The sequence below is a fragment of the Photorhabdus kayaii genome (genome assembly GCF_025384895.1).
Taxonomy (GTDB): Bacteria; Pseudomonadota; Gammaproteobacteria; order Enterobacterales; family Enterobacteriaceae; genus Photorhabdus; species Photorhabdus kayaii.
Genome location: NZ_JAJAFZ010000007.1, coordinates 103931 through 121081 on the forward strand (window position 1 = coordinate 103931; position 17151 = coordinate 121081).

General features: G+C 41.8%; 18 protein-coding genes. 8 read left to right on the forward strand and 10 right to left on the reverse strand.

Going from position 1 to position 17151, the window contains the following annotated elements:
- Positions 1-15 precede the first annotated feature (15 nt).
- Together LGZ98_RS04645 and tesA are read right to left on the reverse strand one after the other, a co-directional pair.
- The gene (locus tag LGZ98_RS04645; RefSeq protein WP_113040853.1) at positions 16-801 is read right to left on the reverse strand and encodes an SDR family oxidoreductase; all 786 of its coding nucleotides are present in this window, start codon (positions 799-801) and stop codon (positions 16-18) included.
- A 51-nt stretch (positions 802-852) separates the two neighbouring features.
- Positions 853-1485: a multifunctional acyl-CoA thioesterase I/protease I/lysophospholipase L1 gene (gene tesA / locus LGZ98_RS04650; protein WP_191214713.1), complete on the reverse strand. Its 633-nt coding sequence runs from the start codon at positions 1483-1485 to the stop codon at positions 853-855.
- On the opposite strand from tesA, the gene ybbA reads away from it, so the two are divergent.
- Positions 1456-2142: a putative ABC transporter ATP-binding protein YbbA gene (gene ybbA / locus LGZ98_RS04655; RefSeq protein WP_228901780.1), complete on the forward strand. Its 687-nt coding sequence runs from the start codon at positions 1456-1458 to the stop codon at positions 2140-2142. The genes tesA and ybbA overlap by 30 nt on opposite strands.
- On the forward strand, positions 2139-4571 hold the full coding sequence (gene ybbP, locus LGZ98_RS04660; RefSeq protein WP_228901777.1) for a putative ABC transporter permease subunit YbbP: 2433 nt from the start codon (positions 2139-2141) through the stop codon (positions 4569-4571). Before ybbA ends, ybbP begins: the two co-directional genes overlap by 4 nt.
- A gap of 94 nt (positions 4572-4665) precedes the next feature.
- Here the strand turns inward: ybbP and LGZ98_RS04665 are convergent, their stop codons facing one another.
- Both LGZ98_RS04665 and LGZ98_RS04670 read right to left on the reverse strand, forming a co-directional pair.
- Positions 4666-5940: an MFS transporter gene (locus tag LGZ98_RS04665; protein WP_228901775.1), complete on the reverse strand. Its 1275-nt coding sequence runs from the start codon at positions 5938-5940 to the stop codon at positions 4666-4668.
- 55 nt (positions 5941-5995) lie between these two features.
- Positions 5996-6883 (reverse strand): outer membrane protein OmpK, encoded by an 888-nt coding sequence (locus LGZ98_RS04670; RefSeq protein WP_262977778.1) that lies wholly within the window; start codon positions 6881-6883, stop codon positions 5996-5998.
- Between the two features lie 807 nt (positions 6884-7690).
- Here LGZ98_RS04670 and LGZ98_RS04675 point away from each other — a divergent pair.
- Positions 7691-7867, forward strand: coding sequence for a hypothetical protein (locus LGZ98_RS04675; RefSeq protein WP_158536465.1), 177 nt, complete (start codon positions 7691-7693; stop codon positions 7865-7867).
- Between the two features lie 55 nt (positions 7868-7922).
- Entirely contained in the window at positions 7923-8543 is a 621-nt protein-coding gene (locus LGZ98_RS04680) for a riboflavin synthase subunit alpha (RefSeq protein ID WP_113040858.1), read from the forward strand.
- Between the two features lie 108 nt (positions 8544-8651).
- Here LGZ98_RS04680 and LGZ98_RS04685 read toward each other — a convergent pair whose 3' ends face one another.
- The 5 genes from LGZ98_RS04685 to ppiB form a co-directional block, all read right to left on the reverse strand.
- Positions 8652-8822 carry a hypothetical protein gene (locus tag LGZ98_RS04685; protein WP_158536466.1) on the reverse strand — a complete coding sequence of 57 codons (171 nt, stop codon included), beginning with the start codon at positions 8820-8822 and terminating at the stop codon, positions 8652-8654.
- A 175-nt stretch (positions 8823-8997) separates the two neighbouring features.
- A complete protein-coding gene (gene purK / locus LGZ98_RS04690; RefSeq protein ID WP_113040859.1) occupies positions 8998-10083 on the reverse strand; it encodes a 5-(carboxyamino)imidazole ribonucleotide synthase in 1086 nt (361 codons plus the stop codon).
- Positions 10080-10610 carry a 5-(carboxyamino)imidazole ribonucleotide mutase gene (gene purE / locus LGZ98_RS04695; protein ID WP_113040860.1) on the reverse strand — a complete coding sequence of 177 codons (531 nt, stop codon included), beginning with the start codon at positions 10608-10610 and terminating at the stop codon, positions 10080-10082. The genes purK and purE overlap by 4 nt, the downstream gene beginning before the upstream one ends.
- A gap of 148 nt (positions 10611-10758) precedes the next feature.
- On the reverse strand, positions 10759-11481 hold the full coding sequence (gene lpxH, locus LGZ98_RS04700; RefSeq protein ID WP_262977779.1) for a UDP-2,3-diacylglucosamine diphosphatase: 723 nt from the start codon (positions 11479-11481) through the stop codon (positions 10759-10761).
- Between the two features lie 10 nt (positions 11482-11491).
- Positions 11492-11986 (reverse strand): peptidylprolyl isomerase B, encoded by a 495-nt coding sequence (ppiB, locus tag LGZ98_RS04705; RefSeq protein ID WP_113040862.1) that lies wholly within the window; start codon positions 11984-11986, stop codon positions 11492-11494.
- Between the two features lie 267 nt (positions 11987-12253).
- Here ppiB and cysS point away from each other — a divergent pair, with 267 nt between their 5' ends.
- From cysS to LGZ98_RS04725, 4 genes are all read left to right on the forward strand, one after another.
- Positions 12254-13639, forward strand: coding sequence for a cysteine--tRNA ligase (gene cysS, locus LGZ98_RS04710; protein WP_113040863.1), 1386 nt, complete (start codon positions 12254-12256; stop codon positions 13637-13639).
- Between the two features lie 230 nt (positions 13640-13869).
- Complete coding sequence (locus LGZ98_RS04715; protein WP_036777623.1) at positions 13870-14118, forward strand: type II toxin-antitoxin system HicA family toxin; 249 nt, start codon at positions 13870-13872, stop codon at positions 14116-14118.
- Positions 14115-14462, forward strand: a complete 348-nt coding sequence (locus LGZ98_RS04720; RefSeq protein WP_113040864.1) for a type II toxin-antitoxin system HicB family antitoxin — start codon at positions 14115-14117, stop codon at positions 14460-14462. The genes LGZ98_RS04715 and LGZ98_RS04720 overlap by 4 nt, the downstream gene beginning before the upstream one ends.
- An 80-nt stretch (positions 14463-14542) precedes the next feature.
- On the forward strand, positions 14543-14704 hold the full coding sequence (locus tag LGZ98_RS04725) for a hypothetical protein (RefSeq protein ID WP_158536467.1): 162 nt from the start codon (positions 14543-14545) through the stop codon (positions 14702-14704).
- An 86-nt stretch (positions 14705-14790) separates the two neighbouring features.
- On the opposite strand, the gene LGZ98_RS04730 is transcribed toward LGZ98_RS04725, so the two are convergent.
- Positions 14791-16368, reverse strand: coding sequence for a phage tail protein (locus LGZ98_RS04730; protein WP_228902875.1), 1578 nt, complete (start codon positions 16366-16368; stop codon positions 14791-14793).
- Positions 16369-17151: the final 783 nt, after the last annotated feature.

The window sequence follows — 17151 nt, forward strand, 5'->3', positions numbered from 1 at the left end:
TTATTTTATTAACTTTCAAGTTGTACCACTCTGTTTACTCAGTATTTTATCCATTACTCTTCCTGGCAAAATCCGGCGCATAATAGTAACTGCGTGGGTTATCCAAGTCACTGGATAACGTAATTTAGGGTTAGGACTTTCCAAAGCATGAATCAGTTTGCGCACAACAGCTTCGGGGGTTAGGGCAAAATGGCGGGCGATCCTGGGGTTTCTGACCGGCTTATCGCTTTGCGTTTGATTCACGTTTTCTGTAAAACGTGTTTTTATCGGACCAGGGACAATTAGACAAGCTTTAATTCCTGTTCCGGCTAATTCCATTCTTAAGGCATCTGACCATGCTTCCAAGGCATATTTACTGGCAGAATAAGCACCGCGGCCTGGGGTTGAAATCAGTCCCATAACTGAACTGGTTTGGATAATACGGCCCTCACCATGAAGTTGCATTGCTGGAAGTAATAAGCAGGTAAGTTGATGTGCACCAAATAGATTGGTGGAGAATTGCCGTTCCAGTTGTTCACGACTGATAGTATTAAGCGGGCCATAAATACCAAAGCCGCCGTTATTAAACAGTCCGTAAAGACGGCCATTGGTTAGCCTGATGACCTCGGCGGCGGCGCGTTCCACACTCATTTTATCATCAAGATCCAATTCGATAGGTTCCAGTCCTAATTCGCGCATATGCTGTAAATCTGCGGGTTTCCGGCAAGCTGCTAATACTCTGTAGCCCCGTTGATGTAGTGTTTTGGCCGCCACCAGACCAATTCCACTGGAACAGCCTGTGATAAGAACTGACTTTTGCATAACTTTAACCTGTTTATAGACATCAATTTGTTGAAACTAATAGTTTACTATTCAAGAATAATTAAGATGTGCTGATAGTGTGTCAGACATCCAGTCGGCGATAAATGGTTGAGCTGCCAGATTGGGATGTAATCCGTCTTGTTGCACCCACTCTGGTTTAATAGCGACTTGTTCCATATAAAACGGGAGCAGAGGGATTTGATTGTGTTCTGCCAGTTTGGGGTAAATCTTGGCAAAAGATTCGGTATAACGGCGCCCATAATTTGGTGGCAGACGGATCTGCATCAATAAAGGCTGAATATTGGCTTGTTTCACTAAAGTAATGATCTGTTGCAGATCTTGTTCTGTTTGTTGTGGGGGAAAACCGCGTAGTCCATCGTTGGCACCCAGTTCTATCAGTACCCAACGGGGTTTATGTTGTTTAAGTAATTCAGGTAGCCGCTCAAGGCCCTGAGCGGCGGTATTACCGCTGATGCTGCCGTTGATGACCGTGATTTTATTGCCAGATTTCTGCCACTTTTTTTCCATTAAAACAGGCCATGACTGTTCAATAGGCAAATGGTAACCGGCACTAAGGCTATCACCGAGAATCAGAAGGGTATCAGCCGCAGTCGCTCTGGCGCTAAATAGCACCATCAGTAAAAGGAAAAGTAAATGGTAACGGGGAATATTCTTGAAGTTCAGCATCTCAGTAAGCACGTTGGTCAGGGGGAACATAAGATCACTATATTGCAGGGAGTTGGGTTGGTTGTCGAGTCGGCACAGACTATCGCTTTGGTGGGAGAATCGGGTTCGGGTAAATCCACATTGCTTGGCATTATTGCCGGGTTAGATGATGGCAGTGACGGTGAGGTTCGGCTGCTAGGGCATAATTTAAGCCAGATGAATGAGGAGCAGCGGGCGCAACTCCGGGCTGAAAGTGTTGGTTTTGTCTTTCAGTCATTTATGTTAATTCCGACGTTAAACGCATTGGAGAATGTCCAGCTTCCTGCTTTATTACGTGGTGAGTCTGAAAATAGTAGCAGGAAACAGGCGGCTGAATTGCTTGAACAACTGGGATTGGGGAAGCGTTTGAAACATATGCCGGCACAACTTTCTGGCGGTGAACAACAGAGGGTGGCATTGGCACGGGCATTCAGCAGCCAACCCAAAATTCTGTTTGCTGATGAGCCAACAGGTAATCTGGATCGGCAAACGGGTGATCGTATTGCTGATTTACTGTTTTCTCTGAATCGTGATTATGCCACAACATTAATTTTGGTCACTCATGACAGCCAGCTTGCGGCCCGCTGTCAACGTCGCTTGCGGTTGGTTGATGGAAAATTGAGGGAAGAGAGATGATTTGGCGTTGGTTTTGGCGCGAGTGGCGCACACCTTCTTTATTGATTGTCTGGTTATCTCTTACCTTGGCGGTAGCTTGTGTATTGGCCTTGGGCAGGATCAGTGATCGCATTGATCAAAGTGTTCATTACCAGAGTCGGGATTTTCTGGCGGGTGATTTAGTCCTGCGTGCTGCTTATCCGGTAGATGAAGAATGGTTACAGCAGGCGAAAAAACTGGGATTAAAATTAAGTCGCCAGCTCTCTTTCACCACAATGACTTATGCCGGGGACATTCCTCAACTTGCGAATGTAAAAGCCGCGGACAGTCATTACCCGTTATATGGTGAACTGGAAACCCACCCACCGGGTTTGAAAGCGGAAAAAGGCACGGTGCTGGTCGCGCCTCGTTTGCTTGAACTATTGAAAATCAAAGTTGGCGATAATCTCGATGTGGGTGATACCACGCTTAAGGTGAGCGGAGAATTAATTCAGGAACCGGACAGTGGTTTCAATCCCTTTCAGATTGCACCAAGGATTTTGATCAATCTTGATGATGTGCAATCTACCGGGGCGATTCAGCCGGGTAGCCGTCTGACTTATCGTTATATGTTTTCGGGTGATAAAGAAGCGGTTTATCAGTATCAGCAGCTCATTGATCCCCAACTTAAAGCTGATCAGCGCTGGTATACCTTGAAACAAGATAGTGGAGCGCTCGCAAAATCTATTGAAAGGGCACAGCAATTCTTGTTGTTATCGGCTTTGCTAACGTTATTACTCGCTGTCGCCGCGGTAGCAGTATCAATGACTCACTATTGCCGTAGCCGCCATGATTTGATTGCGGTGCTTAAAACACTGGGTGCGGGGCGTTGGGCGTTGCGTAAATGGGTGATTGGTCAATGGTTGGTGATATTGATTGCGGCGGCGCTGGTGGGGACGCTTCTGGGATTGATGTTTGAATATCTGCTCGTGCAGATTTTGGCGCCTATGTTGCCGAAGACCTTACCTGTAGCAGGATTCTGGCCGTGGATATGGGCGTTAGGCGCGTTATCTGTTATCGCCTTACTGGTGGGAATACGTCCGTACAAGCAGTTAATGGCAACCCAACCATCACGGGTGCTGCGTGATGATATTATCGCGCCTATCTGGCCGTTGCGTTATTACTTGCCGTTGGCGGTATTGGTGGTCATTAGTGGGCTGAGTCTGTTAGTTGGCACCAAGCCCATGTTATGGGCGTTACTTGCAGGCATGATGATGGTTGCGCTATTACTAGCCGTGTTTGGTTGGGGAGGATTGTGGTTACTACGTCATTTGAAACTCCGCCAACTCAGTTTTCGTCTGGCGGTTAATCGACTACTGCGGCAGCCGTTTCAAACAGTAGCTCAATTGGCGGCTTTCTCTTTATCATTTATGTTATTTGCTTTGTTGCTGGTGGTCCGAGGAGACTTGCTTGACCGTTGGCAGCACCAATTGCCATCGGACAGTCCAAACTATTTTCTGATTAATATGACTGGACAGCAAATTCCACAAGTAGAACATTTGCTGGCTCAGTATCAGGTTAAACCTACGGCATTCTATCCAGTGGTATTGGCTCGCTTGACGGAAATCAATGGTCAGTCAGCCATCGCGTGGGCAGAGGCCAAGGAATCGGATAGCAACACGGTGCAGCGGGAATTGAACCTGACATGGAAAGAGGAGTTACCTCCGTTTAATACCTTGGTTGCAGGCTACTGGCCGCCAAAAGCGGATGAGGTTTCCATTGAGCAGGGTCTTGCTGAGCGTTTGGCAATCAAAATCGGCGATAAGCTAACATTTAGTGGTGATACGCAGCAATTCAGTGTCATAGTTAGCAGTATTCGACTGGTGGATTGGGAAAGTTTACGGCCAAATTTCTTGTTTATTTTCCCGAAACAAGCATTAGAGAATCAGCAGCAAACCTGGTTGACCAGTTTCCATTATGATGGAGAAGGTCGCCTTCTGACGGATCTTAATCGTCAGTTTCCAACCTTGAGCCTACTTGATACCGGCGTGATGATTAAGCAAATTCAGGGTATTTTACAGCAGGTCAGTAAGGCATTAGAGGTCATGGTTGGGTTGGTCATGGTTTGTGGCGCATTATTGCTATTGGCACAGGTTCAGGTAGGGATGCATCAACGGCAACTTGAACTCGTGGTTTACCGCACCTTGGGAGCCAGTAAACAGTTACTGCGTCGTACGCTTTGGTATGAATTTGCTTTGCTTGGATTAATGGCGGGTTTTACTGCGGCACTTGGCGCTGAAGTTGCGCTTTGGTTATTGCAGACCAAGGTATTTGATTTTCCGTGGCAACCAGAATGGCAAATGTGGCTGTTATTACCAATAATCAGCAGCTTGTTACTTTCATTGTGTGGGAGTTGGTTAGGGCTTCGGTTATTACAGGGTACGGGATTATACCGGCGGGTTCAGGGGTAAAAGAGCGATATTTGCAGACATTCAGGGAATGGGTAAGCTCGTTGAGATGTGGAGAACCTATTCCCTGGCTTATTGGTTGGTTTTATTTTTGCATTCAGTTGAGCAATGTATTGTCATCAGAACATTTCTTCACGATTTGTGAAGGTGGTTGCATCATGAATGTGACAATCAAAATAGTGAGTACCGGTATGGTGATAATGAGAAATGCCGGTGTAAAACTACCTGAATAATCCTTAATTGCGCCCACCATAAAAGGGGCGATACAGGCGGTAGTAGAGATCAAATTCATCACCGAGAACAGTTCCAGATAAGGCGTGCGCCCAAAATAATTGAACAGCAATATACTGGATGCCAGAAAAGTCATGCCATAACCGATGCCAATACACAACGTGAACAGGATTAAAAATGTCCATGAGGTGGTGGCACTGAGTGCGATAAGACCACAGATAATTATCGACAGACTGCCGATAAGCATTTTTTTGGGATCGAACCATTCACCAACCGCGCCTCCTGCGAATCGTGAGAATGCGTTGATAAAAGCCAAAATACTGAGCGAGGAAGCAGCAACAGATTCGCTGAATCCGTTTTCAGTAATATGGGCGACCGCAAAACTATTAACGGTTATCCCACACAGTAAAAAAGCAGTATAAGCGGCAGCAATGGCATAAAATTGCCAGGTGTGCAGTGCTTGCCGGACATTCCATATTTCCTTGGTGCGATAGATATTGGAGGGGAGCTGGTCTTGTTGATTTTTGCTAATTCTTTCAGCGTGGGCGTTTTCCTTTTTACCTTCTCGCATAAATAAAATGGTTAATAAGCTGATCAAGGTGAGTGATATCCCGGAAATTGCCCAGTGCATACGCCAGTTTTCCCAAAATACTGTTGCCAGGAAATAGATCCACGGACCGACCACGCCCCCTAATCCACCGATGGTGAAATAGATACCGAAAGCTAATGACTGTTTTTTAAAAAGTCGGCTAATGACATAAGTGCCGGGAACCGTCGCCATAAGACTAAAGCCGATCCCTAATAGTGTTGTACCGGTAAAATAGGCCGCGATACTGTGGGTGTTATAGAGGATGTAAAAACTGGTGATAAAGGTGAGCGTACCAATCATCAAAGTGGCGCGGACGCCTGTACGACGAATAAACATCGCTGGAAGGTAACTGGACAGCCCACATGATAGGCCAAGTAAGGTGAACCCCAGACCGGCATCCGTCCAACTCCAGTGTAATTCCTTGATCATGCTAGGTAATACAACGCCTAGCGAAGTAAATGTGGTTGCGGTGACCAGAAAGTAAATCAAACCCAAAAGTATCAGTAGGAGCCACTGATAAGTACGTCCGAACTGGTCATGTTGAATGGGCATTTTGACTCCATCAGGATAAAGGCCATCAGAAAATTTCTAATATTTTATTCCGATATCAGAAAAAACTATATCGAATAAAGATCCCATAGTTAAATTGATACGTTCGATAATAAGAGGTATCTCTTATTTTGTATTTATTTTTTATGGGGTTCAGAACAATGCCGGTCCATAAATGACCGGGTTGATGACCAAGGAGTTTTCCTAAATCGTAATGTAACTCTGGTTTGAAATCGATAGTTTCAGGTTGCCCATGCAAACCTAAGGTATAGTCAAAAGTCCCGACAACCCGGAAATCCCCTAAGCTATTATTGAAGGGAATGCCGTAATCGATATGAATTCGCTGATCATTCCAGCTTCCTTTGGCATTATTCTCAAAATAAAAAATTGTACGTAGCCAGCTAATCCAGCTAGCTTGCCAGTCAATACTGATACCGGGGAAATAGTCGTAATCTATCCCCTTAGTTTTGGCAATCCATTGAGCGAACAGAATATCTTTTACCGGTCCAAAAGAGATGTCATTACCAGTGACTTTACTCAAGCTCACTCTGGGGACAAATTTATAATAGTAGGTGCTTTTATCACCTTGGTAATCACCTTGCAGTGAATTTTGCCAAATACTATAGACATACATATCGCCGACACTGTAGTCGCCGAAAGCCTCTAAAATCGGTGAAATGGTTTTTCTAGGATCGACTCGATTTTCAAATTGCATATAAAGGCTGGTATCAATCGATTGAAAATTAACAAAATGACTGGCCTGAGCTTGATTGATTGCCGGTAGCAATAATAGTATTGCAGGTAATCCGCTTTTCTTTAATCTGGTGTTGATCCAATACCAAGCTGTTGTTTGATAAATAGCGCAAGAAGATGGAAACGAGGACCATAAGGCGGAAAAAAACTGTAGGCGGTTTTTAGTATCGTGGGCTTTCCAGGTAAATAACACGAGGGTTTCCCTTTTCGTATGTTGTCAGACTCATTAATGGTAATAACATTGATCTAATGGAGAGGTTTTGTCAAAGGGATATTTGGTTTTGTTGATGAATGTTGAATAGTATAGAAAAATAAGATTATTCTAACATTAGTGATTTTTCAGTGTTAGTAATATATTGATTATTTAATTAGCGATAGGTTTTTTATTCAACTTGGTGTTGATAGTTGGGGGGTATTGTTAATTAATGTTTTTATGAAAATATTTGTGTAATTATATTTTAGTTAACTTAAATCTATAATTTATTTCCCTTAATTAATCTGAGTTTTTAATGAGAAATAGCCATGATAAATAAAAATAATAAATTGGGTCTGTTTTTTTATCATCAAAATAATTTGTGAATTTAAATAATTATTGCTTTGGTTTTAAAACATGGATGAAAGTATTTTTCATGAAATAAAAACATAATAAATGTTTAAAATGATAGCTGGTTTTATTTTTGTGTAATAAAAAAGAGATTGTAAATGAAATATTGTGAATTATAATTCTTTGGCTGGTGGTTTTATTATGATATGCTTTTAATTAAATGATAAATATTCAAGGTAAAGTGTTTCCATAAGTTAGAAAAATAATTTTCGACTCTATTTTTGCTCATGTTTGATAATTATCAATTTAATAGTAAAAAATCATCCATTCCACAAAAAGCTTGATATAATTAAAAACAATAGGGTAAAGTAGTTTATTGGCTTTTAAATGTGTTATTAAAATTTTGATTTAAATCAATTACATAAAAGATATTTTGTAAATATGGGGTAGGAAAATATGGTTAATAGAGCTAATAAAATTTTATTAGATATATTCGTATATACCCTATGGATTTCAAGATGCATCGCGACGGCAAAGGAGCGAATCCCCGGGAGCATAGATAACTATGTGACCGGGGTGAGTGAGTGCAGCCAACAAAGTGACAACTTGAAAGATAACGGGTATAAACCATAAATTCTCTTAATGTAACAAGGGCATTTCCACTTAATATAAATAAAAGAGGGTGATTATGTATACTGGAATTGTACAAGGAAAAGAAAGTGTATTATCTCTTGATAAAAAAGACGGGTTTAGTACATTAACCGTCAGTAATAATAACCATTTCTTTGATGATGTTTCTGTGGGGGCCAGTGTTGCGATTAATGGTACTTGCCTGACTGTCACTCAATTTAAGAACGATATCGTCTGGTTTGATATATCAGATTTTACGGCTGATGTGACCACATTAAAATTTTTAAATGTGGGGGATGAAGTTAATATTGAAAGATCACATCAAATGAATAAAGAGAATGGTGGTCATAGCTTATATGGGCATATTGAAGGTGTGGCAGAAGTCGTTGATTTTATTAAAACTGGTGAAACTTATCGATTAGTGATTAATATTCCTGGCGATAATGTCAGATATTTTTTCCATAAAGGTTTTATTGGGTTACATGGTTGTAGCTTGACAATAAATGGTATAAATGAAGAAGACAAAACCATAGAGTTGAATTTAATTCCAGAAACGTTAAGGGCTACCAATCTTAGTAATATTAAAGTTGGTGACTTACTTAATTATGAAATAGATCAAACAACGAGAACGATTGTAGACACGATATCCAGATCGATGAATGCTAATAGAACAATATGATAATTGAAGTAATATAAATAAGCTAGGATGAGCTGAAGTGTGAAGCGGTAAGTTACTTTACTTCCGCTTCCACAATTAATCCCAGGCCATTAAATGACAAATTTTTGATTATTTTGATAGATGTTTGTCATCTATTATTTTGTCCCAAAGTTCATCTACGGTATTTACACTTGTATCACCACCATGTTCCAGTTCATGGATCGCTGCCTGCGTTGTAGCATTAGGAACATGGTGTTTTTTTGTTGCTCTAGTTAATACCAGACGGACAAAACTAGACATATCCAAACTATTATCCCGGGCGGCTTGTGCTTCAGTTCTTCAGAAACACGAACTTTCAATATAGTCGTATTCATATGTGCCTCTCTGTCTCTTACTATGTATCCTTTCTGTAAGACTATTGTGGACACGAATCAAGACAACAAGTTCAATAAACAAATAATTCTAGTGTTAGACGTTAGTTAATTAATTTTTCCTGTGCCCATTCAAGGCCACTCTGATATTCAGGGGGCAGCATGGGAACAAGTTTCTGCAATGTATCTTTTAATTCATTTTTATCAAAGTGAGAAAGATTAAGATGACCGACTTTACGTGCAGGACGGACTTCTTTCTCATACCAATGTAAATGTACCAATGGCAAGTTGAGCCATTGGGTGTTGATATCTGTGCCAATCAAATTGATCATAACTGACGGCGCAGTCACTGCTGGTCGAGGCATGGGCAAATCCAGAATAGCACGGAGATGTAATTCAAACTGGCTGATAGATGCGCCGTTCTGAGTCCAATGACCGCTGTTGTGAACGCGTGGTGCGAGTTCGTTGATCAATAAATTATCACCGACAATAAAACATTCCATCGCCATCACGCCGATATATTTCAGCTCGTGCATAATAGCTGACAACATACTCTCAGCCTGTTGTTGTAAATGATAATGCTGTAAATGGTCATTTTCCTGAGGAGAGACAATACTGGCACGGAGAATGCCATCTTGATGCAAATTGTGCGTTAAGGGATAGAACACACAATCGCCATTTTTATTGCGGGCACCGACCAGTGAAACTTCGCCAGAGAAAGGAATGGCTTGTTCAGCAATACATTCACCATAAATATCGGCGGGTAATTCTGTTTCATCTCCGGGATGAATACGCCATTGCCCTCGGCCATCATAACCACCCATGCGGCGCTTAACGATAACGAAATTACCGAGTTCAGAGAATAATTGCGGCCATTGGTTGGTCTCAGAGAGTAATTGCCACGGAGCCGTTGCCAGACCAAGGCTATCCATTAACTGTTTTTGCGGCAGACGGTCAGCCAGACGGGGAAAGATATCTCGATTAGCGAAAGCCTTATGGCGGGCAAGTTCCTGAGTAAGAGCCGTTTCCGGCCAACGCTCAATTTCAGCGGTAATAACGCTATTCTGATAAGGAACTGCTTCGGGTTCTGCATCGAGGCCAACAGGATAAACCGTGATACCTAAAGGCTCACCAGCTTGGCGTAACATGCGGCCGAGCTGACCATTGCCTAATACACAAACTGGCTTCATGCTTCCTCCCGCGGATCGGGATTATTGAGTACATCCTGAGTTTGTGTTTCACGCCAATGGCTAAGGCGTTTCAGTAAATCTTTATCATGACGCGCCAGAATCTGTGCGGCCAGTAGGGCTGCGTTTGCCGCGCCGGCTTTTCCAATCGCAAGCGTGCCAACAGGAATCCCTTTTGGCATTTGTACGATAGAGTAGAGGCTATCTACCCCATTCAGTGTAGCGCTTTGTACGGGTACGCCGAGAACCGGTACCAGCGTTTTGGCTGCCAGCATGCCGGGTAAATGAGCAGCGCCACCAGCGCCAGCGATAATGATATCAAAACCATTTTGCTCAGCTTGCTCGGCAAAACTGAATAGTTTATCGGGTGTACGATGAGCAGAAACAATTTCAACATGAAAAGGTACATTAAGAGAAGTGAGAATATCAGCCGCGTGCTGCATAGTCGTCCAATCGCTTTTAGAACCCATGACAATGGCGATTTTGGCATTGTGTTGAGTTGTTCTTGCTAAATCAGGCTGGGCAGTCATAAATCAAATGCTCCTGTGTTTTAACGTCCACCAGAATGAAAATAACGTTTTAAGGCCGCGGATCATATCATGCTCACAAGCTAAGGAAAACGATTGCGTTACTTTATACTTTTGTTGTGACACCTGTATATCGGGTGTTCCCGGTTAATCAGAATGGGAAAGAGATAAGATCGATTGATTTATCCGTTATTTTGAACATCGATCCCTGATGATGCCATGCGCCAAGTACACCACGGTAGAGGGTTTTATCATGCAGAGAAACTTCATGTACAAAAGGGCGGTGGGTGTGTCCGTGAATCATCCAGTCAGCTTGGTACCGCTCAAAAGTGTCAATAACAGCTTGCTGGTTTACATCCATAATGGCTTCGGATTTTCTGCTGTTGACCGATTGGCTGTTTGCTCGCATTTTTACGGCAATTTTTTGACGGATAGACAGAGGTAGCAGTAGAAACAGACGTTGGACCCACGGGGTATGAACCCGCTTACGATATCGTTGATAACCTTCGTCATCAGTACACAAGGTATCGCCGTGTAGAATAAGCACTCGCTTACCGTACAGTTCCAGTACTTTTTCCTGTGGGAGCAAGATAATGCCACTCTCTTTAGCAAAGCGTGAACCGATCAGAAAGTCACGGTTGCCATGAATAAAGTAACAGGTAACACCTTGTTGTTGCACAGTTTTTAGTGCGCTAGCGATTTCATGGTGGAGAGGGTTGTTATCATCATCGCCAATCCAGTAATCGAACAGATCGCCGAGAATATAGAGGCTATCTGCCTGAATGGCATCCTCACGCAAGAAACGTAGAAAACCGGCAGTGATTGCCGGTTCATGTTCGTTGAGATGTAAATCCGCAATAAAAAGTGTGCACATATTCAGTGAGTTATTCGCTGACAGTCACTTTTTCGATGATAACATCTTCGAGTGGTACATCTTGGTGCATACCGCTGCGACCGGTAGAAACGCTTTTGATTTTATCAACAACATCCATACCTTCGACCACTTCGGCAAAGACGCAGTAACCCCAGCCATCAGGGCGCTCAGAGCGGAAGTTCAGGAAATCATTATCAACAACGTTAATGAAGAACTGCGCAGTTGCTGAGTGTGGATCGTTAGTACGGGCCATTGCCAAAGTACCACGGTTATTTTTCAGACCGTTATTGGCTTCGTTTTTGATAGCTGCATCAGTCGGCTTTTGTTTCATGCCAGGTTCAAATCCACCACCCTGAATCATGAAACCGTTAATAACACGGTGGAAAATAGTATTATCGTAGAAGCTATTGCGGCAGTAGTTCAAGAAATTCTCAACAGTTACAGGAGCTTTATCAGCGAAAGTATTAATTACAATATCGCCAAAATTGGTATGGAAAGTCACCATAATTGAAATCCTAATAATAGTTTTGATTAACCCGGTTAGGGCATTTGGACCAGGCGGCTTTTATATCACATCTACCATAATGAGTCAGTACCTATTAGTTTCAGTAGACTATATTGATCGCTAACCTTGCAAAGCGCTTAATATCAGGTTTCAATATCCTATTGGATTATGCCATATCGAGCATTTATTGATGAGATAAGGACATAAATCCAGGATTATCAATTCGTTATTTTTAACACACGTACAGTGAATTTACGGAAAATCTCGATGCTAAAAATTTTCAATACCCTCAGCCGTCAGAAAGAAGAATTTAAACCAATTCATCCAGGGAAAGTAGGGATGTACGTGTGTGGTATCACGATTTATGACCTGTGCCATATTGGTCATGGCAGAACCTTTGTCTCTTTTGATGTGGTTGCTCGTTATCTGCGCTATCTGGGATACGATTTAACTTATGTCCGTAATGTGACCGATGTTGATGACAAAATCATCAAACGGGCGGCAGAAAACAGTGAAAGTTGTGATGATTTGACCGGCCGTATGTTGGCAGAAATGTATAAAGATTTTGATGCGCTGAATATCTTACGCCCTGATCTGGAACCTCGTGCGACCCGGCATATCCCGGAGATTATTGCGCTGACTGAATCGTTGATCAAACGTGATCATGCTTATGTCGCAGATAATGGCGATGTCATGTTTTCCGTCGAGAGTGATCAGGATTACGGATTGCTTTCCCGCCAAGATCTCAGCCAGTTACAAGCAGGGGCGCGAGTGGAAGTGGCTGATGTTAAGCGTAACCCGATGGATTTCGTATTGTGGAAAATGTCCAAGCCTGGGGAACCAAGTTGGGAATCGCCGTGGGGAGCGGGTCGTCCGGGTTGGCATATTGAATGTTCTGCCATGAACAGTAAACAGTTAGGTAATCATTTTGATATTCATGGTGGTGGTGCTGATCTGATGTTTCCGCATCATGAAAATGAAATTGCGCAATCTACTTGTGCCCATGATGGCCCGTATGTGAATTACTGGATGCATTCAGGGATGGTGATGGTGGATAAAGAGAAGATGTCCAAATCGCTGAACAACTTCTTTACTATCCGTGACGTATTGGCATATTACGATGCAGAGACAGTGCGTTATTTCTTGTTGTCAGGCCATTACCGCAGTCAACTTAACTATACAGAAGATAACCTAAAGCAGGCCCGTACCGCACTTGAACGATTTTATACAGCTCTGCGAGGTACAGATGCTTCTGTACAGCCGGCTGGTGGTGAAGTATTTGAGGCGCGTTTCATTGACGCAATGAATGATGATTTCAATACGCCAGAGGCTTATTCGGTACTGTTTGATATGGCACGTGAAATCAACCGCCTGAAATCAGAAGATATGGACGCAGCGAATGGTTTAGCGGCTGAATTACGCAAGTTGGCGGGTATCTTAGGTTTGTTGCAACAACAGCCGGAACAATTCCTGCACCGTGGTGTTCAGGCTGACGATGAAGAAATTGCTAAAATTGAAGCACTGATTAAGCAGCGTAATGATGCCCGTAAAAATAAAGATTGGCCGCTGGCAGATTCTGCTCGTAATCAGTTAAATGAGATGGGTATTGAACTGGAAGATGGTCCGCAGGGGACAAGCTGGCGTCGTAAATAAACCTGATAGAGTACAACTGCCTTGATAATTAAGGCTCCCTTTTGGGGAACTTCAGATTGATGACAAAGGTCTAGCCATCGCAAGCCTTTGATCAACAGAATCCCACTTTTTAAGTGGGATTCGTCAGCAATCTGAAGGGCACTAACGTCCTTTTTTGTTGCACAAGAAACTTGACTTATTTAATGTTTGTAACTATTGTTAGTTACTTTCTTAAAAGAAAGGACGAGTACATGAGCAAAGCGGAGAAACTGATAGAAAAGTTTCTTAATAGCCAAAAAACTTTTGAATGGTCTGAACTTGTTGTGTTGTTAAGCTTATTAAACTATGAGAAACAAGAAAAGCAAGGTTCAAGGGTACGATTCTTCAATGAATCATTGAATCACACAATTTTAATGCACCGCCCTCATCCTGAAAATTACATTAAAGGTGGTACACTAAAAGCCGTGAAACAGACTTTAAAAGAAGTGGGGTTGATATGAAATATTTAAAATATAAAGGTTATTTAGGTACAATTGAATTTGACCTGGAAAATAATACTCTTTTTGGTAAATTGGAATATATCCGCGATTTAGTGACTTATGAAGCAAAAACAATTGCAGAATTGGAAAATGAATTTAAAATCTCAGTTGATTTGTATTTGCAAGACTGCAAGGAATTAAATAAAAATCCTGATGTGCCATATAAAGGGGTTTTTAATGTTAGAGTTAATCCAGAATTGCATAGAAAAATTGCAGAACTAGCACTTGAAGAAGATGTGACGATTAATGCTTTCGTGAATCAAGCGTTAGAAAATGAAGTCAGTAAACATCATGTAGGGCCTTAATAGCCCCATCGGATTAATGACAAAAGTCTAACCATCGGGGTCCGGTCTTCTTCTAATAGAGGCGCTGGAAAATCGATACCTTGATATACTATACTCTATGGATTTCAAGATGCATCGAGGCGGCAAGGGAGCGAATCCCCGGGAGCATAGATAACTATGTGACCGGGGTGAGTGAGTGCAGCCAACAAAGAGGCAACTTGAAAGATGACGGGTATAAAAGACCCCACACTACAACAATATGATTGACATCAACAGAACCCCACTTTTTAAATGGGGTTCGTCAGCAATTTTGGACTCCCTTTTAGGGAGCCTGATCCTGATTACATTATTATGACTTCTCAGGTAGTTGCACACGAATATTAATTACTCTTCCGTCTGGAATATCGCATGGTTCAGCATCATGGTAATAAACGATTTCTCCTGTGGCAGTTACGCTTTTGACACGCTTATTTTGAGCAAATTCCGGCGCGTCTTTATTTTGACGATGGTAACATTCGATGGTTATATCGCCGCTGGATGTATCTACCGATTCACGCACCCAAATAAGATTTAACCCGTTGCTGTCTGCCGGAATAATAGTCCCGCCGTGAATTCCCCATGCGCCATCTTTGGCAAAACCGTTGCAACCGCTGATTCGATATATCCCTGTATCTATACGCTTAACCGTCACTCCCTCAGCTTCGCTGGTTAACTCGTAAGTTCCGTCTGGATGAATATCGACAACTGGGCTGGATACTCTGAGAATGCCGTTAGTGTCGGAGCGCGCGTTTTTATCTGTCAAAAGTCGGCTAACTTTTGCATTTCCGCCCCCATCATTTCCATGGATAAAGCTAATACCTGCATGGTCATAATGCGCGACAAATCCCGCCCATGTGTCATACATTCTTGTTACATAGCCGCATGACCACGGATATCCAATACCACCATGATTCTCTCCAAATCTAAGTGCATGACCGCCCTGCGGCAATGATTTTATCCATGCGGTAAAATCACTTATATTCTCTTGATTAATATACTTTGGCTGGATAAATTCAGATCCCTCAGATTTTGCATATGCTCCGATATCTGCCGGCGTCGGTTTATTTTTTGTTGTATAAATATCAGTCCAATCTTCCTCAAAACCATAATTATCACGGGCAGAGCGATAAGCAATTCCCCGGTTTTTGTACAGCACTTTCAACTGAAAAGCTGGGCAGCTTCCAATGCCATTATTGAAATGAGCAATATGCGAAGAATCTATTCCAGGATTCAGCAAATCATATAATCCTGTGTTTGCGTTCCAGGGGATTGGATTATTAACAGTGTATCTTTCTGTTAATCCGAGCTTAAATGCCCCAACATCCCCGGCATTCAGACTGATATCCCCGGTTAACGCTTTTCCATTAATTTTTCTACTATTCGGTACCGCATTTTTAGCTAAATTGCCGGTTTCTGCTAAGCCGAGATTTTTCACAAATGCGTTTTTATCAAGAATGTCTGCGCCATTTTGGTTTTTTGCTAATCTGTTGTTAGCATTATCATTTACATCAGAAACAAGTTTCTGAGTGACTGCAAGTGAATTGCTGTTGCCTGTTTTATCTGTGAGTTGAACAATTCCTTTCTGAGTTAGAGAAGCACTTGGAATTTCTGTCGCAATCTTTTTTTCTAAGGCTTTATTTAACTGAGTAGTGAGTTTGACTATATCCCCATCGTCCAGAACATCATCACCATATTGTGTCGCGATAAAATTAGCTATTGTAGACGATATTGTTGAAGATTGACGCAATACCTTGTTAAGTAAATGAGTGGTAATATTCTCTGGTGGAAATCCAGTTTTTAAAGCCGAGCTTGTTTCATACCCTTCTTGGCTGACTACGTTAGCATTATTACTAATAGAAAAAGCTTTAAAATCATTCTTGGGACTCATATACTTTCCTCAAATTAAATAATACTATTTTATAATTAACATATTGAATTATTGTAAAAACGATTCCTACCAACTCATGCCGATCATAGTCTAGTAAGGAACGAGAATAATGGAATATTTTTATATCTTATGAGGTTAACTATTTTTGTATAATTGGCGGAAATAAAAAATTAAACATTTTATAGCTGGAAATATATCAAAGCTACTTGTATTTAATGTGTGAAATTTATACTTATATTTTTTCCTGCGGTAGCTGTCAGACGTATGGTATATTTTTTTTATTTTTAGCGATTGGAAAAATTGCTCAAAACGGATTGAGTTCTATTAATTTATTTACTATTTTACGTGGTTATTTAGTAATAGAAAACATATTGCATTTATTCGGAATAATATGTTTTCTATATCATGATACTCTGTTTTATGCCTATTTCTATAACTTCATATTACCAAGAATTAGAGTTACAGTAATAATGGATAATAACGTTGTCCATGTAATAATAGATGCCATTGCCTCATGATTACCACCCATTTGTTTAGCTAATATATATACCCGTCATCTTTCAAGCTGCCCCTTTGTTGGCTGCACTCACTCACCCCGGTCACATCGTTATCTATGCTCCCGGGGATTCACTCCCTTGCCGTCGCGATGCATCTTGAAATCCATAGGGTATAAGCATTGCTGGCACAAGGTACTGAGGAATATAGAATAACAATGTTTGCGGGAACGCCCGATACATCTAAATATTTTATTATCAATATGGTGATAAGTGGCATTAAAACCAA

Bases quoted from the DNA above. Each gene is read 5' to 3' on its own strand.
- LGZ98_RS04645 (WP_113040853.1), bottom strand. From the start codon at position 801: ATGCAAAAGTCAGTTCTTATCACAGGCTGTTCCAGTGGAATTGGTCTG.
- ybbA (WP_228901780.1), top strand. From the start codon at position 1,456: ATGGTAACGGGGAATATTCTTGAAGTTCAGCATCTCAGTAAGCACGTT.
- ybbP (WP_228901777.1), top strand. From the start codon at position 2,139: ATGATTTGGCGTTGGTTTTGGCGCGAGTGGCGCACACCTTCTTTATTG.
- LGZ98_RS04665 (WP_228901775.1), bottom strand. From the start codon at position 5,940: ATGCCCATTCAACATGACCAGTTCGGACGTACTTATCAGTGGCTCCTA.
- LGZ98_RS04675 (WP_158536465.1), top strand. From the start codon at position 7,691: ATGGTTAATAGAGCTAATAAAATTTTATTAGATATATTCGTATATACC.
- LGZ98_RS04680 (WP_113040858.1), top strand. From the start codon at position 7,923: ATGTATACTGGAATTGTACAAGGAAAAGAAAGTGTATTATCTCTTGAT.
- LGZ98_RS04685 (WP_158536466.1), bottom strand. From the start codon at position 8,822: ATGTCTAGTTTTGTCCGTCTGGTATTAACTAGAGCAACAAAAAAACAC.
- purK (WP_113040859.1), bottom strand. From the start codon at position 10,083: ATGAAGCCAGTTTGTGTATTAGGCAATGGTCAGCTCGGCCGCATGTTA.
- purE (WP_113040860.1), bottom strand. From the start codon at position 10,610: ATGACTGCCCAGCCTGATTTAGCAAGAACAACTCAACACAATGCCAAA.
- lpxH (WP_262977779.1), bottom strand. From the start codon at position 11,481: ATGTGCACACTTTTTATTGCGGATTTACATCTCAACGAACATGAACCG.
- ppiB (WP_113040862.1), bottom strand. From the start codon at position 11,986: ATGGTGACTTTCCATACCAATTTTGGCGATATTGTAATTAATACTTTC.
- cysS (WP_113040863.1), top strand. From the start codon at position 12,254: ATGCTAAAAATTTTCAATACCCTCAGCCGTCAGAAAGAAGAATTTAAA.
- LGZ98_RS04715 (WP_036777623.1), top strand. From the start codon at position 13,870: ATGAGCAAAGCGGAGAAACTGATAGAAAAGTTTCTTAATAGCCAAAAA.
- LGZ98_RS04720 (WP_113040864.1), top strand. From the start codon at position 14,115: ATGAAATATTTAAAATATAAAGGTTATTTAGGTACAATTGAATTTGAC.
- LGZ98_RS04730 (WP_228902875.1), bottom strand. From the start codon at position 16,368: ATGAGTCCCAAGAATGATTTTAAAGCTTTTTCTATTAGTAATAATGCT.